This is a genomic window from Nocardia sp. NPDC057455, from assembly GCF_042802775.1.
In the GTDB taxonomy this organism is placed as follows: domain Bacteria; phylum Actinomycetota; class Actinomycetes; order Mycobacteriales; family Mycobacteriaceae; genus Nocardia.
This window is the reverse complement of the sequence record NZ_JBHVDM010000009.1, coordinates 15,642-38,573: the sequence shown is the minus strand read 5'-3', so window position 1 is coordinate 38,573 and position 22,932 is coordinate 15,642. Positions and strand designations below refer to the sequence as shown.

General features: G+C 65.2%; 23 protein-coding genes. 18 read left to right on the top strand and 5 right to left on the bottom strand.

Annotation, left to right across the window (positions count from 1 at the left end):
* The first annotated feature begins 25 nt into the window (after window positions 1-25).
* The 5 genes from ACFU5M_RS05620 to ACFU5M_RS05600 all read left to right on the top strand — a co-directional run bounded on the left by ACFU5M_RS05620 (window position 26) and on the right by ACFU5M_RS05600 (window position 5,291).
* Window positions 26-1,264 carry a glycosyltransferase gene (locus ACFU5M_RS05620; RefSeq protein ID WP_379044226.1) on the top strand — a complete coding sequence of 413 codons (1,239 nt, stop codon included), beginning with the start codon at window positions 26-28 and terminating at the stop codon, window positions 1,262-1,264.
* Complete coding sequence (gene rfbH, locus ACFU5M_RS05615) at window positions 1,254-2,597, top strand: lipopolysaccharide biosynthesis protein RfbH (RefSeq protein WP_379044223.1); 1,344 nt, start codon at window positions 1,254-1,256, stop codon at window positions 2,595-2,597. Before ACFU5M_RS05620 ends, rfbH begins: the two co-directional genes overlap by 11 nt.
* Window positions 2,594-3,463 carry a dTDP-4-dehydrorhamnose reductase gene (gene rfbD / locus ACFU5M_RS05610; RefSeq protein ID WP_379044220.1) on the top strand — a complete coding sequence of 290 codons (870 nt, stop codon included), beginning with the start codon at window positions 2,594-2,596 and terminating at the stop codon, window positions 3,461-3,463. Before rfbH ends, rfbD begins: the two co-directional genes overlap by 4 nt.
* Window positions 3,464-3,963: 500 nt before the next feature.
* The gene (locus ACFU5M_RS05605; protein WP_181720243.1) at window positions 3,964-4,266 is read left to right on the top strand and encodes a helix-turn-helix transcriptional regulator; all 303 of its coding nucleotides are present in this window, start codon (window positions 3,964-3,966) and stop codon (window positions 4,264-4,266) included.
* A gap of 23 nt (window positions 4,267-4,289) precedes the next feature.
* Window positions 4,290-5,291 (top strand): LLM class flavin-dependent oxidoreductase, encoded by a 1,002-nt coding sequence (locus ACFU5M_RS05600; RefSeq protein WP_379044215.1) that lies wholly within the window; start codon window positions 4,290-4,292, stop codon window positions 5,289-5,291.
* 83 nt (window positions 5,292-5,374) lie between these two features.
* Here the strand turns inward: ACFU5M_RS05600 and ACFU5M_RS05595 are convergent, their stop codons facing one another.
* Complete coding sequence (locus ACFU5M_RS05595; RefSeq protein WP_379044212.1) at window positions 5,375-5,707, bottom strand: hypothetical protein; 333 nt, start codon at window positions 5,705-5,707, stop codon at window positions 5,375-5,377.
* A gap of 276 nt (window positions 5,708-5,983) precedes the next feature.
* Window positions 5,984-6,373: a winged helix-turn-helix transcriptional regulator gene (locus ACFU5M_RS05590; RefSeq protein ID WP_379044209.1), complete on the bottom strand. Its 390-nt coding sequence runs from the start codon at window positions 6,371-6,373 to the stop codon at window positions 5,984-5,986.
* A gap of 150 nt (window positions 6,374-6,523) precedes the next feature.
* On the opposite strand from ACFU5M_RS05590, the gene ACFU5M_RS05585 reads away from it, so the two are divergent.
* Both ACFU5M_RS05585 and ACFU5M_RS05580 read left to right on the top strand, forming a co-directional pair.
* Complete coding sequence (locus tag ACFU5M_RS05585; protein WP_379044206.1) at window positions 6,524-7,252, top strand: alpha/beta fold hydrolase; 729 nt, start codon at window positions 6,524-6,526, stop codon at window positions 7,250-7,252.
* Window positions 7,253-7,838: 586 nt separating this feature from the next.
* The gene (locus tag ACFU5M_RS05580; protein ID WP_379044203.1) at window positions 7,839-9,320 is read left to right on the top strand and encodes a phospholipase D-like domain-containing protein; all 1,482 of its coding nucleotides are present in this window, start codon (window positions 7,839-7,841) and stop codon (window positions 9,318-9,320) included.
* Between the two features lie 123 nt (window positions 9,321-9,443).
* On the opposite strand, the gene ACFU5M_RS05575 is transcribed toward ACFU5M_RS05580, so the two are convergent.
* Complete coding sequence (locus tag ACFU5M_RS05575) at window positions 9,444-9,746, bottom strand: SDR family oxidoreductase (protein ID WP_379044200.1); 303 nt, start codon at window positions 9,744-9,746, stop codon at window positions 9,444-9,446.
* A complete protein-coding gene (locus ACFU5M_RS05570) occupies window positions 9,743-10,678 on the bottom strand; it encodes an AraC family transcriptional regulator (RefSeq protein ID WP_379044197.1) in 936 nt (311 codons plus the stop codon). Before ACFU5M_RS05570 ends, ACFU5M_RS05575 begins: the two co-directional genes overlap by 4 nt.
* Before the next feature lie 128 nt (window positions 10,679-10,806).
* Here ACFU5M_RS05570 and ACFU5M_RS05565 point away from each other — a divergent pair, with 128 nt between their 5' ends.
* Complete coding sequence (locus ACFU5M_RS05565) at window positions 10,807-11,499, top strand: NAD(P)H oxidoreductase (RefSeq protein WP_379044194.1); 693 nt, start codon at window positions 10,807-10,809, stop codon at window positions 11,497-11,499.
* A gap of 239 nt (window positions 11,500-11,738) precedes the next feature.
* On the opposite strand, the gene ACFU5M_RS05560 is transcribed toward ACFU5M_RS05565, so the two are convergent.
* The gene (locus ACFU5M_RS05560; RefSeq protein WP_379044191.1) at window positions 11,739-12,728 is read right to left on the bottom strand and encodes a fatty acid desaturase family protein; all 990 of its coding nucleotides are present in this window, start codon (window positions 12,726-12,728) and stop codon (window positions 11,739-11,741) included.
* Window positions 12,729-13,081: 353 nt separating this feature from the next.
* Here ACFU5M_RS05560 and ACFU5M_RS05555 point away from each other — a divergent pair, with 353 nt between their 5' ends.
* The 10 genes from ACFU5M_RS05555 (at window position 13,082) to ACFU5M_RS05510 (ending at window position 22,855) form a co-directional block, all read left to right on the top strand.
* A complete protein-coding gene (locus ACFU5M_RS05555) occupies window positions 13,082-13,975 on the top strand; it encodes a hypothetical protein (protein ID WP_379044188.1) in 894 nt (297 codons plus the stop codon).
* Window positions 13,976-14,101: 126 nt separating this feature from the next.
* Window positions 14,102-14,986 carry a hypothetical protein gene (locus tag ACFU5M_RS05550; protein ID WP_379044185.1) on the top strand — a complete coding sequence of 295 codons (885 nt, stop codon included), beginning with the start codon at window positions 14,102-14,104 and terminating at the stop codon, window positions 14,984-14,986.
* 187 nt (window positions 14,987-15,173) lie between these two features.
* Window positions 15,174-16,391 carry an acetyl-CoA C-acetyltransferase gene (locus ACFU5M_RS05545; protein WP_379044182.1) on the top strand — a complete coding sequence of 406 codons (1,218 nt, stop codon included), beginning with the start codon at window positions 15,174-15,176 and terminating at the stop codon, window positions 16,389-16,391.
* Window positions 16,392-16,415: 24 nt separating this feature from the next.
* A complete protein-coding gene (locus ACFU5M_RS05540) occupies window positions 16,416-17,171 on the top strand; it encodes an SDR family oxidoreductase (RefSeq protein ID WP_379044179.1) in 756 nt (251 codons plus the stop codon).
* A gap of 10 nt (window positions 17,172-17,181) precedes the next feature.
* Window positions 17,182-18,165, top strand: coding sequence for an NADPH:quinone oxidoreductase family protein (locus ACFU5M_RS05535; protein ID WP_379044414.1), 984 nt, complete (start codon window positions 17,182-17,184; stop codon window positions 18,163-18,165).
* A gap of 42 nt (window positions 18,166-18,207) precedes the next feature.
* A complete protein-coding gene (gene fabG, locus ACFU5M_RS05530) occupies window positions 18,208-18,969 on the top strand; it encodes a 3-oxoacyl-ACP reductase FabG (protein ID WP_379044176.1) in 762 nt (253 codons plus the stop codon).
* Window positions 18,970-18,980: 11 nt separating this feature from the next.
* Window positions 18,981-19,433: a MaoC family dehydratase gene (locus ACFU5M_RS05525; protein ID WP_379044173.1), complete on the top strand. Its 453-nt coding sequence runs from the start codon at window positions 18,981-18,983 to the stop codon at window positions 19,431-19,433.
* A gap of 42 nt (window positions 19,434-19,475) precedes the next feature.
* Window positions 19,476-20,477 (top strand): NADP-dependent oxidoreductase, encoded by a 1,002-nt coding sequence (locus tag ACFU5M_RS05520; RefSeq protein WP_379044170.1) that lies wholly within the window; start codon window positions 19,476-19,478, stop codon window positions 20,475-20,477.
* A gap of 15 nt (window positions 20,478-20,492) precedes the next feature.
* Window positions 20,493-21,119, top strand: coding sequence for a TetR family transcriptional regulator (locus ACFU5M_RS05515; RefSeq protein ID WP_379044167.1), 627 nt, complete (start codon window positions 20,493-20,495; stop codon window positions 21,117-21,119).
* A 539-nt stretch (window positions 21,120-21,658) separates the two neighbouring features.
* Entirely contained in the window at window positions 21,659-22,855 is a 1,197-nt protein-coding gene (locus tag ACFU5M_RS05510) for an Ig-like domain-containing protein (protein ID WP_379044164.1), read from the top strand.
* Window positions 22,856-22,932: the final 77 nt, after the last annotated feature.

Below are 22,932 nucleotides of genomic sequence, written 5' to 3'. Positions count from 1 at the left end.
TGCCCCAATGTGTCACGCTGCGGACATGGCTTTCTCGCGGGCAGATCCCATGCGCGTGCTGGTGACCGTCAACCAGTTCGAATCCCACTTCCGCGGACTGGTCACACTGGTCGACGCGATAAGCAGGCATGGGCACGATGTTCGCGTTGCGGCACCCGAGAAGTGGGGCGCCTGGCTGCGCGGCAACTACGGCGTCGAGACCGTGGGGGTGGGAATGCGGTGGGCCGATCGCGAGTTCGATGCGGCCATCTTCGGACTTCTGCTCGATCGGGACATAGACGCGTTCGACCGGATGTACATGACGGAGTTCCTCGGCGACCGGATCGCCCTGCGTGTCGCGGAAGACGTCCTGAGCCTCTCCGAACGGTGGCGGCCCGATGTCGTCCTGCACGAGTGCTCGGAATTCGGCGGCTACCTGGCCGCGGAGGTGCTCGGAATACCGCACGTCACGGTGGATATCGGCCCGCTACAGCTTGTGCGAGACCTCCACGAAGACCTGATTCGGCCCGCTCTGAGCACTCAGCGGGCCAAGCTCGGGCTTCCGGAGGAACCGTCGACACCGGGAATCCTGCGGCATCTCACGGTCTCCCTGACGCCGGAAGAATTCAATAACGCCGATGTCGACACCCCACTGGTCCGTTACCGGCACGAACCACCGGTGCGTCACAATGATCAACTGCTTCCGGACGTGTTCACGTCGATGCCCGGCGACAGGCCGATCGTCTACCTCTCGCTGGGCTCTATCGGACCCTTCTCGCCGCGGTTCAGGGATCGGATGGCCGAAATATACGGGGAGGTCTTCGCGGCCTTGGCGGAGCTCCGGTGTACTGCGGTAATCTCGCTGCCGTCGCTGTACCAGGACATTTTCCGGTCGCTACCACCACACATCCATGTCCTGCCCTACGTCCCCCAGTCCCTCGTATTGGCGAACGTTGACCTGTTCATCACGCACGGTGGATTGAATTCGATGCGCGACACGATAACCTACGGAGTCCCGCACGTGGTGCTCCCCTTCTTCGCCGATCATCCCGGAAACGCGCGACGTTGCGAGACCCTCGGCACCGGCATCCACATCGATCCCATGACCGTCACCGCCTCGGAGGTTTACACCGCCTGCCGGCTGACCCTCGACGACCCCGCCTATCTGCGGGCCGCGCGAGCGCTCAAAAGACATATGTGGGCACTCCCGCCACAATCCGCGTTCGCCTACGACCTCAGGGATCTCGTTCTGAGCTCGCACCGGGAGAAACAGAATGAACGATAGAGAAGATCTACTGACGAGAATCCGACAGTTCCACAAGTCACAAACCGAGCATCACTTCGTCGCGGGCGTCACCGAGATCCAATCATCCGGTGCCTGCCTCGATGACGACGACAGGGTCGCCGTCGTCGAGGCCGCGCTGGATATGCGTATCGCGGGGGGAATTCTGGCACATCGATTCGAGAGCGAATTCGCCAGGAAGATCGGACTCCGCAAGGCGCGACTAACAAACTCCGGATCATCGGCGAACCTGCTCGCGGTGACCGCATTGACTGCCCCGGAACTGGGTGATGCCCGGCTTCGACCTGGGGATGAGGTGATCACGGCTGCAGCCGGATTCCCGACGACGGTGAACCCGATACTGCAAAACGGATTGAAACCGGTGTTCGTAGATATCGATTCCTCTACATATAACACGACACCGGAAGCAGTGGAGGCGGCAATCGGCCCGAGAACCCGTGCCGTCGTCCTGGCACACACGCTCGGTAACCCGTTTCCCGTGGCAGAGATCTCCGCGTTGTGCGCGGAGCGCGGTATGTTCCTGATCGAGGACAACTGCGATGGAGTTGGATCGACATATCAGTCACGCGTTACCGGAACCTTCGGTGATCTGGCCACCGTCAGCTTCTACCCGGCACACCATCTGACAACAGGTGAGGGCGGATGCGTCCTGACCAACGATCTGACAACGGCTCGTGTCGTGAAGTCTCTGCGCGATTGGGGACGCGACTGCTGGTGTGAGCCGGGAGAAAGCAACAGATGCGGAAAGAGATTCAATCAACAGCAAGGCGGCCTCCCCTACGGATACGACCACAAGTACATCTATTCGCATATCGGCTACAATCTGAAGGCAACAGATATCCAGGCTGCGCTCGGGCTCTCCCAGCTGGCCAGACTGGACGATTTCTGCGCCCGCAGGCGTCATAACTGGCGGCGGCTTCGCGAAGGCCTCGACGGAATCGACCATCTCCGCCTGCCGGAACCAACCCCCGACAGCGATCCCAGCTGGTTCGGATTTGCCCTGACGGTACTGCCGGACGCGCCTTTCGGCCGTATCGACCTCGTCAACTTCCTCGAAAGCCGCAAAATAGCGACCCGTGGCCTCTTCGCCGGAAATCTCCTCCGCCACCCGGCGTACTCGAACATCGAGTGCCGTATCTCCGGAAACTTGGCGGCCAGCGACTTCGTCGCCGACAACACCTTCTGGGTCGGCGTGTACCCGGGCATAACCGACGAGATGACCGACTACATGGTCGCCTCGTTGCGGGAGTATGTTTCCGGCTACCGACGCTCCCCGGTCCGGCTCGTGGAGACTTCGCCCGAGGACACGCGGTGAACAGGCTGGTGGTCACCGGCGCGGACGGACTGCTCGGCAGCGGTATAACCAGGGCGACGAGCCCGTTTCGTCGTGCCGATCGACAGGTGCTCGGCCTCGGATCCAAAGAACTCGACATCACCGACGCAGCAGCGCTGAACGACACCGTCCGCCGAGGCGATGTGGTCATCAACTGCGCGGCGTACACCGGTGTGGACGCCGCCGAGTCCGAAGCCGATAAGGCCCTCGCGGTCAACGGGATCGGTCCGGGACTGCTGGCGCGAGCCTGCGCGAACAAGGAAGCGCGACTGCTGCACATCTCGACCGCGTACGTCTTCGACGGGTCGGCGTCGAGCCCGTGGGAGACCTGGTCACCGACCGCCCCGTCGAGCGTGTACGGGAGATCCAAGTTGGCAGGTGAGCAGGCCGCCCGAGCAGCGTTGCCCGATGCGCGGATCGTCCGCACCATGTGGCTGTACTCGGGGATCGATCAAGATTTCCCAGCCGCGCTCATACGGAGATGCTCCCGCGGCGAGAACGTCGCGGTCGTCACCGACCAGATCGCGTCCCCCACCTACGTCGACGATCTCGTATCCGCTCTGTTCGACCTCGTCGCGCACCCGAATCCACCGCGCCTGCTCCACGCGACCGGAGGCGGCGCCGCATCCAAGTACCGATTCGCTCGTGCGACTGTCGAAGCGGCGGGACTCGACGCGGACCTGATCCGGCCCTGCCGGACATCCGATTTCCGAGATGCCGCAACCCGGCCCCGGAATGCCGTTCTGTCGAACTCATCGTGGATCGACTGCGGCCTCACGCCACTGCCACACTGGCGTGACGGACTGCGACGCGCCATCAGAGCCGCCGGTCGTGACATCCGGCCGTGAACGGAGCGAACCGGTGACACAGGCCCACGCACCGACCACCCCGGGCGACAGCGTTGTGAATCGCAGCGCTGAGCCGAGACGCCTTCGTCCGTCGAGCACTCGTACCCGGCGTGGGCCGAGCGAGTTCGGACCAGCGCTCGGTATTGGTACCTAGCCGCCACCACGGTTGCGGTCGCGGCGTCGACGCGACGGCGGTCCGGGCAGTGTCACGGTCGCAGCGAAGGCTGCGCCCCTCTCGCCGACTTCTACACCGACGGCTACCGGGCCACCCTGCCGCTCCAACTCGGCATCGCCGCACACCGCCCCTCGCCTGAGCCGCATGTGCTGGATGATTCGGCCGCCAGTCTTCGACGGCGTGTGCCGATCGGTGCCGCCCTTCGGCCTTTCCCGATGCGCTGACAGTGCAGTTCCCACCGGGTGACGATCGACGCAGTGAGCAGTGTCATGGTGCCCGACCGACACCAGCGGCGTAAGTTCGTTAATTAGCGAAATACCGAAGGATGGTGAGCGTGCTCGACGAGTGCAAGGCACTGGCGAACGAGACCCGGTTGCGCATCCTGGAGTGGCTCAAGGACCCGGAGTCGAACTTCCCTGGGCGTGAAGGGGATACGGCCGAACTCGGTGTGTGCGTCGGCCTCATTCAGCAGAAGGCCGGGACCTCGGCCTCGACCATGTCGGTGCATCTGGCGATTCTGCAGCGCGCCGGATTCCTTCATGCCACCCGGCGCGGGCAGTGGACGTATTACCGCCGTGACGATGCCCGCATTCGCGCTTTCACCGAACAACTTCACCGTGTTCTCTGACACCCGAAAGGCAGCGTCATCATATGCCCATCGCACTGTCCATTCTCGATCTGGCCTCGATCGCACCCGGCCAGACCCCGCGTGACAGCTTCGACAACAGCGTCGAATTGGCCAGAGCCGCCGAACGCAGCGGCTACCGGCGCGTCTGGTACGCCGAGCACCACAACATGGCCTCCATCGCATCGAGCGCTACGAGTGTTCTCATCGGCTATGTCGCGGCGCATACCGACACCATTCGCCTCGGCGCGGGCGGCATCATGCTGCCCAATCACTCGCCGCTGGTCATCGCGGAGCAGTTCGGCACGCTGGAGACGCTGTTCCCCGGCCGGATCGATCTCGGGCTCGGACGCGCACCGGGCAGCGACCAGAAAACCATGCTCGCGCTGCGCCGTAACCCCTCGTCCGCGGACTCGTTCCCGCAGGATGTGCTGGAACTGCAGGGCTACCTGTCAGGGCAGTCGCGGGTACCGGGCGTGCGGGCGGTTCCGCGGGCGGAAGGCGTTGTGCCGCTCTATATTCTGGGTTCGTCACTATTCGGTGCTCAGCTCGCCGCGCAGCTCGGCCTGCCCTATGCCTTCGCATCTCATTTCGCACCGGACGCCCTGCACCAAGCGGTCGCCGTCTACCGCGACACTTTCCGGCCGTCCGAGCAACTGGCTGAGCCATACGTCATGGCCGGAGTCAACGTTTTCACCGCTGAGGACCACGACGAGGCAGCCGAGCAAAAAGCGGTCGCCTACCGTGCCCGGACCCGGATGATGATCTCGCGAGGTGCGGCGGGCCCCGACTTCACCGACGCGGAGATCGACGCATTCCTCGCTTCGCCGAACGGCCGCCAACTCGCCTCGATGACCCAGTACACCGCCGTCGGAACCGCCACCGAGGTTCGCGAATACCTCGAGGACTTCGCCACCTCCACTCACGCCGACGAACTCATCCTCACCCACCAAGCCACCCGAATCGAGGACCGAGTGCGGTCTGTCGAACTCACCGGCGCCGCCATGGCGGCCGCGACGACCCGCTGATTCGCCGGCCGGGCTCGAACACTTCCCACACGGTCAGCGGTCGCCGGGCTGGCGTTCGAGTGCGAGGTCGGCGTGCTCGCGCTTCAGTGCGGGGTTCCGGTAGTAGTCGCGCGATATATACCGGTCAGGATCTCTTCGGCTTCGGCCATGTTGCGGGCGAACCGGTCGAACTTCGTCGTGGTCGGCACGACCCGCCGATCGGTGACTGCCGCAGCGGCTGAGGTGAACGCCGCGAGCGCGTTGTCGAGCCCGGTGCGGTTCTTACGAGTCGTCCCGGAGAATCCCTTGCCGATGAAGATCCAATCGCGCGGCACCCCGAGAACGGAGCTGCGGAACACCACCGGACCGGTGCGTGAGATGCGATTGCCACCCGGCAGGGACGGCGTCCCGTTTCCGCAGCTGTCCCGAACTTCCATAGGGAGGTAGCTATGAGCTAGATCACGGTTGCAGTTGACCTCAGGTCAGGGTGGAAGCTCGTCGCAGCGGCACGACGCCGACCGGACATAACAGGTTTGATGGAGCAAAATATTATGTCGATCACCCTTTCCGACCAGGACAAAAGCACTCTGCGGACTGCCGCGTGCGGTGCCGTGTCGTTGATCGCCGCCGCAGGCGCCGTCGGCAGGCCCCACAAAATCGCCACCGAAGGCGCGTTGGTCAGCACAGCTGGGGCACGCGGGGCTGATTCCGCACTAGGTGGTCGTGGCGTCGGCGCGTGTGTCGTATTCGGCGCGGGCGGCGTCGATGTGTGCCAGGTGCGTAATGCTCCACTCCAACAGGGGTAGGGCCGCTGCGCGGAGACTCGTGCCCATCGAGGTGAGTTCGTAACTGACGTGGGGTGGCATCACGCTGCGCACGGTGCGGGTCAGGATGCCGTCGCGTTCCAGAGCGCGCAGTGTGACGGTGAGCATGCGCTGGCTTATACCGTCGATGTCGCGTTTCAGTTCGGTGAACCGGCGTGGTCCCTTGCTGAGATGTCGCACGACCAGCAGTGACCACTTGTCTCCGACGATGTCCAGCACTTCCCGTGTTCGGCACGCATCGTCCTGGCTCTGTGGCGGCTCACCCTCTGTGGCGGTCATGGTTACCTCCCAGGAACCGGGGCACCGAAATGTGCCTTATTGCCCGATCCATATCGAGCGCACCACACTGATCGTGGTTCCCGAAGTGTACCGAGGCAAGAGAAGTAACCGAGATCCTCGGTGCCCCACCGCACGTCGAAAAGGACGATTATGTCTGTATTTCTGCTGGTCCACGGCGCCTGCCACAGTGGCCGGTGCTGGCAGCGAGTGGTACCGCTGTTGGAATCGGCCGGGCATCAGGTGTACGCGCCATCGCTGACCGGCTACGGCGACAAGGCGCATCTACTCGGCCCCGAAGTGGGGCTCCACACCCACGTCGCCGACGTCATCGAGCTGATCAAAGACAAGGACCTCACCGACGTCGTCCTCGTGGGGCACAGCTATGCGGGATTGGTCATCTCCTCGGCGGCCAACCAGATTCCGGACCGGATCGCGCACCTCGTGTATCTCGACGCGATGGTCCCAGAGGACGGTGAGACCGCGATCGAAGTCCAACCCATGAGCCAGCGACTGATCGACCTCGCCGCAAGCTCGGGCAGCGGCTGGCGCATTCCCCCGCTGCCCGAGCTGCCGTCACCCTTCGGCCTGTTCGGGGTCACCGACCCGACCGACATCGCCTGGCTGCGCACGATGCTCTCAGATCAGCCGGTGCGTTGCCTACAGCAGCCGGTCCGCTTGGACAACCCGGTCGTGAACACGATCCCGCGCACGCACATCCACTGCGTCGGCGCAACGCCGGAGGGCATCACCCGTCGACCAGTTCCCTCGATCCAGCCCAACGGTTCCGCATCGCAGGTGTGGGAGTTGCCGAGCGGCCATGACTGCATGATCACCATGCCGGCCGAACTCAGCGAACTGCTGCTCGAACTCGGCCGCTAGAACCTGGTCGTCAGCGATCGGGCCGAGGACGGGGCTGGAGGCGAGTCATCGGCGAGACCGCGCATCGCCCACAACGCGAGAAGGCTTACCCGGCAAACGATCAGGTGCGCGGCCGCCACTGCGTCGCGGGCCAACCTTCGACCTCGGGGCCGATGGGCGCGCGTCCCGCGCTGGTAGTGAAATTGCTTGACGCCTATCCAGCTTTCAGACCGTGGCCAGGCTATGTGACCGAAGTAATATCCTCAATTCGGTCCGGACTGATTCCGAACCGGCGTCGTCGACCCCGATAAGAACAACCAAACATGTCACCCGAACTGAGTGTCCTTCGACCATTGACGGCCACAACGAAGCGAGGCGATGCTGCAGACGTGTCGAGGCGGAACGATTCGGCTCGGCTCAACGGTTCGCTGACTATCTGAACACATTGTGCCTGGTAGGGGGCAGCCGGGAACCGGCGTACAACGCTGAGTGTCAAGCCGTTGGACACCGCGCCTGCCCGAGGGAACCGCGGTGAGTGACCACACAGTAGTGTGAATCGTTCACCTGCGGGGGCGGGTGTCCGGCTGGACGAGGGAACTGACTACACATGAGCGACGAGGAACGAATCCTCACCCCCGGCGAAACTTGCTGGCAGGTCGCACGGGCTGATCGGCTGGCGTGCATTGTGGATGCGGCGGATTATTTCCGCCATGCGAAGTCCGCGATGTTGCAGGCCCGCAAGCGCATCGTGCTGATCGGCTGGGATTTCGATACCCGGATCAAGTTCGAGCCGCAGGACAAGACCCTCGAAGGGCCGAATCGGCTGGGTAGATTCTTGTCCTGGTTGCCGAAACAGCGACCGGATCTCGATATCTACCTGCTGAAGTGGAATGTCGGCGCGTTCGCAGCGATCAGCCGTGGGATGACACCGATCTTCGTTGTCAATTGGATGACCGATCGACGGTTGCACCTGGAAATGGATGGCGCGCACCCGATCGGTTCGGCGCACCACCAGAAGATCGTGGTGATCGACGACGCGCTCGCGTTCTGCGGTGGTATCGACATGACCGTCGATCGCTGGGACACCAGCGACCATCGAGACGGCAATCACTATCGGACCGAGCCGAACGGCAACCGGTACGGACCATGGCATGACGCGACCACCGCCGTCGACGGCGAGGCGGCCAGGGCGATCGGCGAATTGGCTCGGGCCCGGTGGAAGGCGGCGACGGGACAGCAATTGGCCGCGGTCGCGGAGATCGCCGGTGAGACGCCCTGGCCGGAGGGGCTGGAGCCGACGATGCGGTCTGTGGATGTGGGTATCGCGCGGACCTTCCCCGAACTCGCCGACCGCGCCGAGGTCCGGGAGATCGAGGCGTTGTATCTGGCGGCGATCGCGGGCGCGAGGCGGTCGTTGTATATCGAGAGCCAGTATCTGGCCTCGCGCACCCTCGCCGAGGCGATCGCTGAGCGGCTGCGTGAGCCGAATGGTCCGGAGATCGTGCTGGTGCTGCCGCGTCACGCCGACGGCTGGCTCGAGCAACAGGCGATGGATGGGGCCCGCCGCCGTTTACTGCATCTGTTGTGGAAGGCCGATAACGGCAACCGGTTCGGCGTCTACTATCCCGTCACCGAGGCCGGTGCGCCGATCTACGTCCATGCCAAGGTGCTGGTGATGGACGATCGGCTGCTGCGGGTGGGATCATCGAACCTCAACAACCGTTCGATGGGCTTCGACACCGAATGCGATCTGGCGGTCGAGGTGACCCCCGCCACCGCGGACGGTGACCTGCTGCGGGACACCATCCTCGGTATCCGGCGTCAGCTGCTCTGCGAGCATCTCGATGCCGAACCGGCGAAGTTCGACGCCACACTCGCCGAGACGTCATCGCTTCTGCGCACCGTCGAGACGTTGCGCGGCAACGGCCGGACCCTGGTGCGGTTCGAGCCGGAGACCGTCGAGGACGAGGACAGCCCGCTTGCGGAGAACGACCTGATGGATCCCGAACGCACGCCATCGAGCCTGTGGGACAACCTATTGCTGAGCCGGGGTATCCGCAGGCTGAAGACATCGGTGGCGGTGCGCTGATACACGTAGCGGAGCGCACCGCTTCGGCTGCGGTGTCTGCCGACACGCGGCATCACCTCCGCGTCGCTCCGGCGCGCATGCCCGGCAGCCCCCGCCATCAGCACTGGTGTGGCGCCAGGAAAATCAGATCTGGTTCAGGCCGCCGTCGACGTAGAGGCTCGCACCGGTGATGAAGCTGCTCTGTCCGGAGGCGAGGAAAACCACGGCGGCGGCGATTTCCTCGGGGTGGCCGAGCCGGCCCAGCGGCACATTCGGCCATCTCCTGCTGGAAGGCGGCAGGGTCGGAGTGAGCGCCCTCAGGGCAGGGGTAGCGGTCGGGCCGGGTGTGACGGTGTCGCTGTCCGCGCCTGTCCGGAGGAGCCGGCCGCATTCGGCTGTGCGGCAGTTACACCCCGACGGATTTCCGGTCAGCCCCTTTCGGCTCACGCTCCGACATCAGAGGTGGCGCGAAAGTGACTCGGACGCATGCCTCGATGCCGTTTGAACGCTGCGCTGAAACCGAAAGCATCCGAATAGCCGACGGCCTTCGCGACCTGCGCCACGGTGAGATTGCGGTCGGAGAGCAATTCCTCCGCGTCGTCCATCCGGCATTCGGTGAGATACGCCAGTGGCGACTGCCCCATCACCTCGGTGAAACGCCGCGCGAACAGGGCCCGCGACACACCCGCCTCGGCCGCCAGTGAGGCCACGGTCCAGCTGGCGGCGGGTCGTCTATGCATCGCCTCGAGCGCCGGTCCGACCACCGGGTCCGCCGGTCCGCGATACCATCCCGGCGCCTCTGCGGCCTCCTTTTCGAACCAGTCGCGCAGTGTGCATACCAGCCCCCAGTCGAGCAGCCGGTCCATCAGCGCCTGGGCTCCGGCCGGCCGCGCGAGCGCGTCCGCGGCAACGGATTCCATCCAGGCGCATACCTCCACGTCGTCCGACACCACCAGAACGGGTGGCACCGCGCGCAGCAGCCGTTCATGGCGCCGGCCCGAGGCCCGGTAGGCGCCGACGATCAGAGCGGTCTCGCCGACGGGGTCATTGCCCCACCGTCCGCCTTCCAGTCCGGCCTCGCAGGCCGCGTCCGCCGCGAAGCATGCCACCTCGTATTCGTCGTGTGGCAGGTCGACCGAATCAGGTCGGTCGACGAGGAGGAACGGTTCGGGACCGCGCACGATCGCGGTGTCTCCAGCCGAGATCCGTTGCTCCGCACCGCCGGAAAGCAGCAGCGTGCCACCGCCGCGCAGCACCGTCACCATGGTCAACGGTGCACGGTCGGCGAAGCGGATGGTCCACGGCGCCTCCAGGACCGCGTGGGCGAGTACGGCTCCTTCGGCGCGGATACCACTCAGCAATTTACTCAAGGGGTCCACGCTACGAGAGTAGACGAACTCCTATCGGATGTAGATCTCTACCCATAGATCGTCCACCGGATCGAGTGTGGAATGGACTCGACCGCACAACCGATCGTTCCGTGAACCGGACCACAATGGAGGACCCCGTGCCGAGTAACCAGATCGAGGACGCCGCGACCACTCGCACCGCACTGGTCGTAGTGGCCCACCCCCGCCCCGACTCGCTGACCACCCATATCGCCGGGCTTGCTGTCCGCCGACTCACCGCGGCGGGCTACCGGATCGACCTGCTCGATCTGCACGCCGAGGCATTCGATCCCCGAATGACGGCCGCCGACCTACCGGACTGGAACAACCGGGACAAAACCTACTCCTCCGAGGTCGAGAATCATATGCGGCGCATCCTCGCCGCCGATGTCATCGTCGCGGTGTTCCCGGTGTACTGGATGCAGATACCTGCAATCCTCAAAGGCTGGATCGATCGCGTGTGGAACTACGGATTCGCCTACGGCCGCAGCAAGCCCCGGCTCGCGGGCAAGCGGATGCTGTGGCTCGGCCTGGCCGGCGCTGCGGACGACGACGGAGTCGTCGACATCATGCAGCAGGCACTGAGCACACAACTCGACGACGGCATCGCCTACTACTGCGGCCTGACGCAGTCGATGGTGGGACTGCTGCCCGGAGCCGAGGAGAAACCGCAGCGCCTGGACGCCGACGGCAACCTGCTGCTCGACAACGCGCTCACCGGCGCCGCGCGCGACGCCCACTTCGCAGTGTTGGAAGACCGGGCACTGCGCTTCGTCGACGATTTCCTCACCGCCGACCGGGTATCGGCCTGACCCTCACCCGGAGGCTGCGGGTCGTGACGTCGGACTGAATTCGATCGACCGGGCCGGACAGCCATGTGAATCGCGGTGTCACGGACGGGTGCCCGCGATCCGCATGGCTCCGACGGCGAAGCTGGACGGCCGTCAGCGTACGACTACGGCCAGTACTCCTCTTCGGTGTAGCGGGCTCAGAACGGGGCTGGCCTGTGCCTATGGAGCAACACACGAGTTCGGCTCGTTCGACCCGCGGACTAGCTGGCGTCCGGGTGTCGGTCGGTGGTGCGGAGAGGTGCGCCGACGTGGTGCAGGTGCCTCAGCGCCTCGCGGTAAGAGGAGATCAGCCCGGTCTCGTGGTACGGCACGCCGATTTCAGTGCAGTAGTCGCGGACGATCACTTGCGCGTGACGCAGATTCGGCGTCGGCATGCTCGGAAAAAGGTGGTGCTCGATCTGATAGTTGAGTCCGCCGAGGGCGAAGTCGGTGAACACGCCGCCCCGCACATTACGTGAGGTCAGCACCTGCCTGCGTAAGTAGTCGGGACGATCGTCGCCGGTCAGGGTCGGCATGCCCTTGTGGTTCGGGGCGAAGATGCAGCCCATGTACAAGCCGAACAGCGCTTGGTGAACAGCAAGGAATGCGAAGGCCTTGTCGGCGGGCAGAACCACGAACAATGCGGCCAGATAAGCGGCGAAGTGGGCAAAGAGCAGCGCGCCCTCCCATCCGCGGTGTTTGACCGACCGATTTCTGAGCGCACGTACTCCGGCCGCATGGAGGTTCAGACCCTCCAGCATCAGCAGCGGGAAGAACAGGTACGCCTGCGCCCTCCCGATGAGACGAGGCAGACCACGGCTGGCCCGAGCCTGCCGTTGTGACCAGACCAGAAAGTCAGGTGCGACATCGGGGTCGAGTTCCTCGTGGTTCGGATTGGCATGATGCCGGGTGTGCTTGTCCTGCCACCAGCCGTAGCCCAGGCCGATGCCCGCGTTGCCGACGAGTCGGCCCATGATTTCCGTCGGCTGCCGTAGCCGGAAGACTTGGCGGTGCGCGACATCGTGCATGACGAGTGCGACCTGAGCAAACGTCAGGGCCATGAACGCCGCGACCATGAGCGTCCACCACGAATCGCCGACGAGGACGAACACCACCCAGCCGGCCACCAACGCGATCCCGACGAGGCTGAGCCGGACGGTGTAGTAGACGGGACGCCGGTTCATCAGCCCCGCGTCGGAGATCCGGCGCAACAGGCCGGCGTAATCACCGTCGGCGCTACCGCGCCGCGATGACCGTGGAAATGACACGGGGGGCAAGGCAGGTGTCGTCATAAATCTTCCTGAGAGCTGAGTCGGAGATGCCATCTTCGTCCATCCTCGATGCAGACCGGTCGACCTCGATGGGAGATCTGATCCTGCGGGCAGTGCTCGGCGCGTCGGGGACGGGTGACGATTTCGATACTCACCGAAGCTATCGGCCGGATTCTCATTCCATGTAGTCCCCTGGTATGACATGGAATCGAACTGTGGTGTGATATCGGCAATGATCAGGGCCGACCCGACCACGTGGCGGGGGTTCGTCCAGGATCGGAGGGGCTACACGCATGACTGGTGCTCCGTACGAGCCCGGTGATCAGGAGCGGGCGGGCAACTCCGATTTCCGGCAACAGGATTCGCCGACAGATGGCCGCACGGTCCCGGATTCGGGCGACGACTCTCACATGCCGACCTCGCCCTCCGGTCAGCCCGTCATCGGGCATCAGCACGCCGGTCGGGGGCACTGGCCGCCGCAACGGCCTCTGCCACCGGCGTATCCGACGCAGCAGGCCGGTCGCAGCAAGCCGGGGTTGATCGTTGCCGGTGTTGTCGGGCTGGCAGTGATGGTGCTGGTGATCGGGGTGGTGATCGGTTTCGTCGTGCGTGATCGAGACAGCGATAGTGCCGCGGCCACTGCGCCGCCGGGACCGGTGACCTATTCGATGAGGGCGATCACCAATGCGTGCGACCTTGTCGATCTCACCCCATTGACCAGGTGGGCGTCCGCGCCGCACGGCGATCCCGCACATGAGGAAACTTCCTCGTCCGGCAACTTCGGTACCCTGAGTTGCGATGTCTACTACGGCAATTCGGCCGCCGACACCTTTCCGATGAACACAGCGACGGTCAGGGTCCGGGCCGACGTCATGGACGGTTCGGCTTCGCGAACGTACGACCATTGGAAACGCAGCACCGCCGACCTCGCCGATGACGGATCGGTGGTGACGTCCGGGGAGTTCACCGGAATCGGTACCCGAGGCTACTGGCAGTTCGAAGCCGACAATTTCGGTGGCATCGTGGACGCCGAATACGTGATGTGCGTATGGGACGGCGGTGTCGCGGTGCGGGTGGAGATCGACCTCTCACGCGAGAAGGAAGCACCGGTGGTCGGCAGAGACGAACTCGACTCGGTCGCCAGAGCCCAAGCCCGCAAGATGCTGAGCGGACTGCGACAGAACTAGCAGCCATCGACTCGAACAGACCGATGAGGACGGTCAGGTGACCACTGGGCCACCGGCGAAGTACGATCGGCGCGGAGTAGAGGGGTCGACGGGGAGCGCGTCGAGCAATCGAAGGGGCTGCGAGAGATGACAGATCCGCGGCACCCACCCGACCAGCCCATCCCGGGCGACTCCGATCTCACTGCGCCGCAACCACATTTGTCGACCGGCGACTGGGCACGGCCCGTCACCGAGTACAGCCGACCTGTTCAGGGATATCAGCCGCTGATTCCGCAGGGTGCGTCCTCCCCTACCGGTTACCGTAAGCCAGGCCTGATCGCCGCCGGTGTCGTCGCGTTGGTGGCAGTGCTGGGCGCCGGTGTGGTGATCGGCTTCATCATCGCCGACGGCGGCAGTGGCAGTCGGTCCGCCGCTGTCGAGGCGTCCACCGGCGCACCGGCGACGTCATCGACCGCCACGACCACTCCACATCCGGAGCCGGCGCCGGGAATCTATTCGATGATCGGGATCGCCAACGCGTGCGATCTGGTCGACCCCGCCCCGTTGCACAAGTGGTCGTCCACACCGGACCAGCCGCCCTACCACCACGAAACCGCGCCGAGGGTCGATGGTCCAGGCCGTCTGTCATGCCAATTCAGCTACAAAAGCCTCGCCGGCGACGGCGTCCACTGGAATCAAGCGGCCATCGACCTCCGCGTCGAGTTCACGGCGGCCGGAGCTGCTCCCGCCTATGACGACTGGAAACGCCAGGACGCCACTCCCGGGTCAGGGCGGAGTTCCGGCGAGGTAACCGGAATCGGCGCCCAGGGTTACTGGCACACCGCGGTCTCGGATTTCAGCTACACAACTGGAATGGATTACCTCGTCGGCGTGCAGGACAGCAACGTCTCGGTGCGAGTACGAATCCCCATTTTGCGCCAGCACGGCGAGCCCTCGGTGAACCTGGACGAGCTCGGCGCGATCGCCAGAATCCAAGCCCAGCGGGCCCTGGACGGACTGAGGAAGAAGTAATCCTCACTGGCCGGCGACGGCAGGGGGGCGCCTCCCCTCTGAGCTGTCCGTCGATGGGGTCGCACCCGGAAATGTGCCCTGTGTCACAGGTCGAATTCCCTGTGACGTATTGACCACCGCCGATCCGTCCAGCATGGTGACGGGAGGTTAACAAGCGCTCAGTAACTTGCTCGAAAGGTTCACAGTCATGCCCGAAGCCGTCATCGTCTCTGCCGTCCGGTCACCGATCGGTCGCGCCGGCAAGGGTTCGTTGCGGGATCTCCGGCCCGACGACCTCGGGGCGCAGATCGTGCGGGCCGCGCTGGCGAAGGTGCCGGCCCTCGGTCCGAACGGCATCGACGATTTGATGCTCGGGTGTGGCCAGCCTGCCGGTGAGTCGGGCTTCAATCTCGCTCGAGTGGTGGCGATTCTGGCGGGCCTGGATCGGGTGCCCGGCACAACGGTCAACCGGTATTGCTCGTCGAGTTTGCAGACGACCCGGATGGCACTGCACGCGATCCGAGCCGGCGAGGGCGACGTCTTCATCTCCGCCGGTGTGGAAACCGTGAGCCGCTACGTCAAGGGCAATGCAGACGGCTTGCCCGACACCGAGAACCCGGTGTTCGCCGACGCGGTGCGCCGGACCGCGAAATTCGCTGCGGGAGGAGAGGTCTGGACCGACCCGCGCACGGAGGGTTTGCTACCGGATGTCTATATCGCAATGGGACAGACCGCGGAGAACGTGGCGCAGCTGTGCGGTGTGACCCGTGCCGAGCAGGACGCTTTCGGTGTACGTAGCCAGAACCTCGCCGAGGCCGCCCTCGCCAACGGGTTCTGGGAGCGCGACATCACCGCGATCACCCTGCCCGACGGCAGCGTTGTCTCGAAGGACGACGGTCCGCGGCCCGGCGTCACCCTGGACAAGGTCGCCGAACTGAAGCCGGTATTCCGGCCCGACGGGACGGTGACCGCCGCCAACTGCTGCCCGCTCAACGACGGCGCGGCCGCGGTCGTGATCATGTCCGACACCAAGGCGGCCGAGCTCGGCCTGACGCCACTGGCTCGGATCGTCGCGACCGGAGTCAGCGCGCTGTCGCCCGAGATCATGGGCCTGGGACCGGTGGAGGCGTCGAAGCAGGCGCTGGCCCGGGCCGGGATGACCATGGACGATGTCGACCTGGTCGAAATCAACGAAGCCTTCGCCGCCCAGGTCATTCCCTCGGCGCGGGAGCTGGGCGTCGACTTCGACAAGCTCAACATCAACGGCGGCTCGATCGCGATCGGTCACCCATTCGGCATGACCGGCGCCCGCATAACCAGCACCCTGATCAACTCGCTGCAGTTCCATGACAAGCAGATCGGATTGGAAACGATGTGCGTCGGCGGCGGTCAGGGCATGGCGATGGTGCTCGAGCGCCTGTCGTAACCGCGCACTGCGCAGAGGGATTCATTGATGAACAGATTCGAAGGCAAGACAGCGATAGTCACCGGTGCGAGTCGAGGCATCGGGCTCGGCATCGCGCAGCGCTTGGTGGACGAGGGGGCGAGAGTCGTGATCACCGCCCGCAAACAGGGCGCCCTCGACGAAGCCGTGGAAGCGCTGGGCGGCCCGGACCGCGCGCTGGCCGTCGCAGGCAGAGCCGATGACGTCGATCACCAGGCGGAGACGGTCGCGCGCGCGATCGACACGTTCGGTAGCGCCGATCTCCTGGTCAACAACACCGGCATCAACCCGGCGTTCGGGCCGATGGTCGATTTGCCGTTGGAGGTGGCCCGCAAGATAGTCGAGGTCAACTGTCTGGCCGCGCTGTCGTGGGTGCAGCAGACCTACCGGGCCTGGATGAAGGACTTCGGGGGCGCGATCGTGAACGTGTCGTCGGTCGCCGGTCTCAAGCCCGCGCCGGGCATCGGCTTCTACGGTTCGAGCAAGGCGATGCTCACGCACATCACCCAGGAACTCGCGGTCGAACTCGGCCCGAACTTGCGGGTCAACGCCGTCGCCCCAGCGGTGGTGAAGACGAAATTCGCCACCGCTCTCTACGACGGCAGGGAGGACGAGGTCGCCGCGGCCTACCCGCTGAAGCGACTCGGCGTGCCCGAGGACATCGGCAGTGTAGTGGCGTTTCTGCTCTCCGACGACGCGAGCTGGCTGACGGGGCAGTTGCTGGTCGTCGACGGCGGCATCACTCTGACAGGTGGGGTCTGACATGGCGCGGATGAAGGCGTGGCGAGTCCACGAGCTGGGCGAACCGGGCGTGGTGCTCCGGCTCGAGGACGTGGAAGTTCCAGAGCCCGGCCAGAGCCAGGTTCTCGTGCGGGTCTCCGGTGCCGCGGCGAACTTCCCCGATGTATTGATGTGCCGTGGCCTCTATCAGGTCCGGCCACCGTTGCCGTTCACGCCCGGCGTCGAATTGTGCGGCGAAGTCGTGGCGATCGGTGCAGACGTGGCCGGGATCGCTGTCGGTGACCGGGTGCTCGGGGGCGCGGCGCTGCCCCACGGTGGTTTCGCGGAATTCGCCGTGCTGGAGGCCGCCCAGACCTTCCCCGCGCCGCCGGCGTTGGATGACGCGGAGGCGGCCTCGCTGTTCATCGGCTACCAGACCGGCTGGTTCGGGTTGCATCGGCGCGCCGGATTGGCAGCGGGCGAGACCCTCTTGGTGCACGCCGCGGCAGGTGGCGTGGGCAGCGCCGCGATCCAGCTCGGCAAGGCCGCCGGCGCCCGGGTGATCGGAGTCGTGGGCGGTGCCGAAAAGGCAGCCTATGCCGAGGCTTTGGGCGCCGACGTGGTCATCGATCGCCACCAGCGGGACTTCGTCGAGGTCGTCAAGGACGTAACCGGCGGTCGTGGTGCCGACGTGATCTACGACCCGGTCGGCGGCGAGGTATACCAGCGGTCCACGAAATGCATTGCCTTCGAGGGCCGAATCGTAGTCGTCGGGTTCGCCGGCGGCGAGATCCAAACGCCCGCGTTGAACCACGCGCTGATCAAGAATTATTCGATCCTCGGTCTGCACTGGGGTTTGTACAACACCCAGGATCCGGGCGCCGTCGCCGAATGCCACCGCGCGCTTGCCGCGCTTGCCGCCGACGGTGCGATCCGTCCCCTGGTCAGTGCACGGCTGGGGCTGGAGGACGTGGCCGGCGCCGTGCAGCGACTCGCGGACGGCGAGACCGTCGGCCGCGTGGTCTACACGCCCTGAGCTCAGCAGTTTCCACCGCAATCACATCTTCGAGGAGTATTCATGACCGATCCGACACAGCGGACCGCGGTCGTTACCGGCGCCGCTCGCGGAATCGGCGCCGCTGTCGCGCGGCGGCTGGCCGCTGACGGCATGGCAGTAGCCGTGCTCGATCTGGACGAAGCCGCTTGCAAGACCGTCGTCGACGAGATCGAGTCGGCCGGTGGCCGCGCGCTTGCGGTCGGTGTCGATGTTGCCGACGAGGCCGCGGTCACCCAGGCGGTCGACCGTGTGGCCGCCGAACTCGGCGCACCGACGGTGCTCGTCAACAACGCCGGGATCCTGCGCGACAATCTGCTGTTCAAGATGAGTGCCGACGACTGGGATGCTGTCCTCGGTGTGCATCTGCGCGGGTCGTTCCTGCTGGCCCGGGCGGCGCAGGCGCACATGATCGAGCAGAAGTGGGGTCGCATTGTGAACCTGTCCAGCACGTCGGCACTCGGCAACCGTGGCCAGGCCAACTACGCGGCCGCCAAGGCCGGGCTACAGGGATTCACCAAGACGCTCGCACTCGAACTCGGCAAGTTCGGCGTCACCGCGAACGCGGTGGCCCCGGGTTTCATCGAGACGGAGATGACCGCGGCCACGGCCGCCCGGATGAACATTCCCTTCGAGGAACTCAAGACGGCGATGGCCGCCCAGATTCCCGTCGCCCGTACCGGCACTCCCGCCGATATCGCGCACACCGTGTCGTTCCTGGTGAGCGAGGGCGCCGGATTCGTGTCCGGCCAGGTGATCTACGTGGCCGGCGGCCCGCGGAACTGAACGGAGGAGCTGTGCGGGTATTTCAGGGCCTGGCCGAGCTGGAGTCCGCAGTCGGGACCCACCTCGGATACAGCGATTGGCACGCGGTGACCCAGGAACAGATCGATCGCTTCGCCGAAGCTACCGGGGATCACCAGTGGATCCATGTGGATCCCGCGAAAGCCGCCACCGGACCGTTCGGGACCACCGTCGCACACGGGTTTCTCACCCTCTCGATGGTGCCGATGCTGGCCGGCCAGGTGTATGCGGTGCGGGGCCTATCGATGGGCGTCAACTACGGCACCGACAAGGTGCGATTCCCCACTCCGGTCCCAGCCGGATCCCGGGTCCGAGCCGGTGTCGAGCTGGTCTCGCTCGTGCCGGGCACGATCGGGTCGCAGGCAGTGATTCGAGTGACCGTGGAGCTCGAGGGCTCGGACAAGCCCGCGTGTGTGGCCGAGACGGTCGCGATGCTGGTGCCCTGATGGCCGATCAGGAGGATGACACATGATCCAAGAGGAGATCACATGACAACAACCCAGCAGGTGCGGCTCGCGAAACGGCCGTCGGGGCTGCCCGACGCGGGCACATGGAACCTGACGACCGAGGAACTGCCCGCGCTCTCCCAGGGCCAGATCCTGGTCAAGGTCGATTTCATCTCCCTCGACCCGGCAATGCGCGGCTGGCTGAACGACGTGCGGTCATATGTCCCGCCGGTCGGTGTCGGGGAGGTCATGCGGTCGCTGGATATCGCGACCGTGGTCGATTCGACGCATCCGGACTTCGCCGTAGGCGACGCCGTCAGCGGGACTTTCGGCGTGACCGAATACGCGATTCATGATGGCCGGGGGGTGCAAAAGATCGATTTGAGTTCGGCGGGCGGTCCGACCTGGCTGGGTACGCTCGGAATGCCGGGAATGACGGCCTATTTCGGTTTGCTCGAGATCGGCAAACTGCGAGCCGGAGACACGGTGGTGGCCTCCGCGGCCGCGGGTGCCGTCGGCAGCATCGCCGGTCAGATCGCAAAAATCAAGGGTGCGAAGGTGATCGGGATCGCGGGCGGCGCTGAGAAGTGCCGGATGCTGACCGAGGAACTCGGCTTCGATGCGGCCGTCGACTATCGGAGCGAGAACGTCCTGCTGCGGCTGCGGGAGGTCGCTCCGGAGGGAATCGACGTCTATTTCGACAATGTCGGCGGTGACATCCTCGATGCCGCGCTTGCCAATCTCCGGCGTGGCGCCCGCATCGTCCTCTGTGGTGCGATCTCGGCGTACAACGCGGAGAAGCTCCCTCCGGGACCTTCGCGGTATATGTCGCTGCTGGTCTCCCGGGCGTCCATGACGGGCTTCGTCGTTTTCGACTATGCGGATCGTTACGGTGAGGCGGTCGCGGAGATCTCCGGTTGGCTGGCCGAGGGCAGGATCAAGAGCAGGGAGCACGTTGTGGACGGCGGGGTCGCCTGCTTCGGCGAAACCTTGAACATGCTGTTCACAGGTGCCAACACCGGCAAACTCGTGCTCGCTGTGTAGAGCCATACTGTCCAGGTGACCGATACTGAGGACCGCTCGCGCGCAGACCAGACCCGCGCGCGGCTGCTCGACGCGGCGGTGGTTGCTTTCGCTGAACGCGGCTTCCACGGCTCGACGACCCGCGACATCACCTCGATCGCCGGAGTGAGCACGGGGGCGATCTACGTGTACCACCGTTCCAAGGAAGAGTTGCTCTACCAGATCTCGCGCGCCGGTCACCTGGACACCCTGGAGCGTGTCCGCACCGCCATCGCTTCGGTAGAAGACCCCGCCGAGCAACTGATCGCCGTGATGAGGGAGTTCACGATCCATCACGCACGCGCCCATACCGTGGCCCGGATCATCAACTACGAGCTCGCCGCTCTGAGCCCAGAACATCAACAGGAGATCAAGGAAACCCGGCGTGCGATCGAAGGAGAGGTCCGGAGCTTGATCGAGCGAGGGGCGGCCGCCGGGGTGTTCGAGAACTCGAATACCCATATGGCGGCGACCGCTCTGCTCTCGCTCGGGATCGATATCGCGCGCTGGTATCACGAGGGTGGTTCCTGGTCACCGGAGGACATCGGCGACTATTACGCCGACCTTGCACTACGAATCGTTGGCGGTCGGAGGTCGAGTCCCCCTGGGTCCACTCGACCGTGAAGACCTCGGGATGATCACAGGCTCAGCGGATCGGGCGCGGCGGCGATGCGTCGCTCCAGCCGGGCTTCGTGGTCGTTGATGCTGCTGGTCAGAGCGCTGAAGTGGGGCCCGACATCACATGCCCCGGATGCGGTCGACGTGGGCTTCGCCGGGCTCGAAACGTAGCGGCACCCTGAGCGCGACCTTCCTCGACTACGGGATGCCGTCACTGGTGGTGAGACAGAATCGCCCGGTCCGTGGGGTGTCGTCGGCGCGGTGCTGCGAGCACGTGGGCGGAGGGCAACGGTCTCGCGATAGGTGATGACCGACTTGGCCCGATCGGCGGTGGGCAGGCTGCCGGTCAGTGGAGCAGCGCAAACACCCGATCCAGCTCCTGGCAGACCACCGACGACCGTCTTATGAGATCCCCGGATCGAGGAACGGTATCGGTTGTGCGGCGGATCGGTGGAGATGCTGGTCGTCGGTGTCACGGGCGGCGCGTAGCTGCCGCATGCTGGCGGACGGAGGTCGGCCGGCATCCGGGAGAAGGGAGATAGACGGTGGCATTGAGACGTCGTCGCCTGCTGATCGGCTTCGCAGGTGCGGGTGGTCTCGCCCTGGCCGGATGGGGGTGGACGCGAGAAATCGCGCCGCCACCCCGACCCGCCACAATCCGATTCGATCCCGCACCCGGCACCCATGATGTCGAAGCGCGCAGTCCCGCGACGATCACCGTCACCGACGGGACGCTGCGGTCGGTCGAATGGGTCGATGAAACCGGCAGATCGCTGCCGGGCGTATCGGCACCCGATCATCGAGCCTGGACAAGTGCCGAACCACTCGGCTACGGACACACCTACACCGCGAAAGCCGTCGCTCACGGCGAAGCCGGCGACGTCACCGCGACGACAACCTGCACCACGGTGCGACCGCAGCAGCTCATCGACGTCTCCCTACGCTCCGCCAATCTCGTCGAGCTGGCCGAAAACGACACCTATGGAGTAGGTTTCGTGCTCGTCGCGCACTTCGACGAACCCGTGGATCGGGTGGCCGTGGAACGGCACCTGCAGGTCACCACCGAGCCGGCCGTCGCCGGTGCCTGGTACTGGCTCGACGATCAGAACGCTCACTGGCGACCGGAGCACTATCACGCACCGGGAACCCGGATCACGATCGCGGCCGAACTCTTCGGCCGTGCACTCGGCGAGGGCCGCTACGGCACGCGCGACCAACGGGTCTCGGTGAACATCGGGCCCGCGCACGTCGCGATCGCCGACGACGACACCAAACAGATCGAGGTCTTCGACAACGGAAGCCTCGTGCGCACCATGCCTACGTCGATGGGCATGGGCGGCACCGCAGTCGTCGGCGGCAGAGCCATGTCGTTCTGGACTCGCCCGGGCGTCTACACCGTGCTGGACCAGAACGACCCCGTGATCATGGACTCCGCCAGCTACGGCCTGCCCACCGGCTCAGCGCTCGGCTACCGCACGAGCATCAATCATGCGGTCCGCATCAGCCACGACGGAATCTTCGTGCACGAACTGGCCGCGAGCATGTGGGCCCAAGGCAACACCAACGTCTCACACGGCTGCCTGAACATCTCCCCTGCCGACGCCGCATGGTTCTACGACTTCGTCATACCCGGCGACGTCGTCGAGGTCCGCAACACCGGTGGCGACCCCCTCGATATCTGGCACAACGGCGATTGGGGCATCCCGTGGACCGACTGGCTTCGCGGTGGCGGCCACTCATGAAACGAGCGAGAAAAGGGGTAGCCTTCCCCCGCCAGAGGGCAGGGTGCATCTGCGAATCCGGCTTGCGAAAGATCACA

What these genes read in the sequence shown, in the direction of transcription:
- ACFU5M_RS05535 (WP_379044414.1), top strand. Translation starts at nt 17,182, where the DNA reads ATGAAGGCGTGGCGAGTCCACGAGCTGGGCGAACCGGGCGTGGTGCTC.
- ACFU5M_RS05595 (WP_379044212.1), bottom strand. Translation starts at nt 5,707, where the DNA reads ATGGAAGTTCGGGACAGCTGCGGAAACGGGACGCCGTCCCTGCCGGGT.
- ACFU5M_RS05520 (WP_379044170.1), top strand. Translation starts at nt 19,476, where the DNA reads ATGACAACAACCCAGCAGGTGCGGCTCGCGAAACGGCCGTCGGGGCTG.
- rfbH (WP_379044223.1), top strand. Translation starts at nt 1,254, where the DNA reads ATGAACGATAGAGAAGATCTACTGACGAGAATCCGACAGTTCCACAAG.
- ACFU5M_RS05620 (WP_379044226.1), top strand. Translation starts at nt 26, where the DNA reads ATGGCTTTCTCGCGGGCAGATCCCATGCGCGTGCTGGTGACCGTCAAC.
- ACFU5M_RS05580 (WP_379044203.1), top strand. Translation starts at nt 7,839, where the DNA reads ATGAGCGACGAGGAACGAATCCTCACCCCCGGCGAAACTTGCTGGCAG.
- ACFU5M_RS05605 (WP_181720243.1), top strand. Translation starts at nt 3,964, where the DNA reads ATGGTGAGCGTGCTCGACGAGTGCAAGGCACTGGCGAACGAGACCCGG.
- ACFU5M_RS05545 (WP_379044182.1), top strand. Translation starts at nt 15,174, where the DNA reads ATGCCCGAAGCCGTCATCGTCTCTGCCGTCCGGTCACCGATCGGTCGC.
- fabG (WP_379044176.1), top strand. Translation starts at nt 18,208, where the DNA reads ATGACCGATCCGACACAGCGGACCGCGGTCGTTACCGGCGCCGCTCGC.
- ACFU5M_RS05590 (WP_379044209.1), bottom strand. Translation starts at nt 6,373, where the DNA reads ATGACCGCCACAGAGGGTGAGCCGCCACAGAGCCAGGACGATGCGTGC.
- ACFU5M_RS05585 (WP_379044206.1), top strand. Translation starts at nt 6,524, where the DNA reads ATGTCTGTATTTCTGCTGGTCCACGGCGCCTGCCACAGTGGCCGGTGC.
- ACFU5M_RS05550 (WP_379044185.1), top strand. Translation starts at nt 14,102, where the DNA reads ATGACAGATCCGCGGCACCCACCCGACCAGCCCATCCCGGGCGACTCC.
- ACFU5M_RS05555 (WP_379044188.1), top strand. Translation starts at nt 13,082, where the DNA reads ATGACTGGTGCTCCGTACGAGCCCGGTGATCAGGAGCGGGCGGGCAAC.
- ACFU5M_RS05600 (WP_379044215.1), top strand. Translation starts at nt 4,290, where the DNA reads ATGCCCATCGCACTGTCCATTCTCGATCTGGCCTCGATCGCACCCGGC.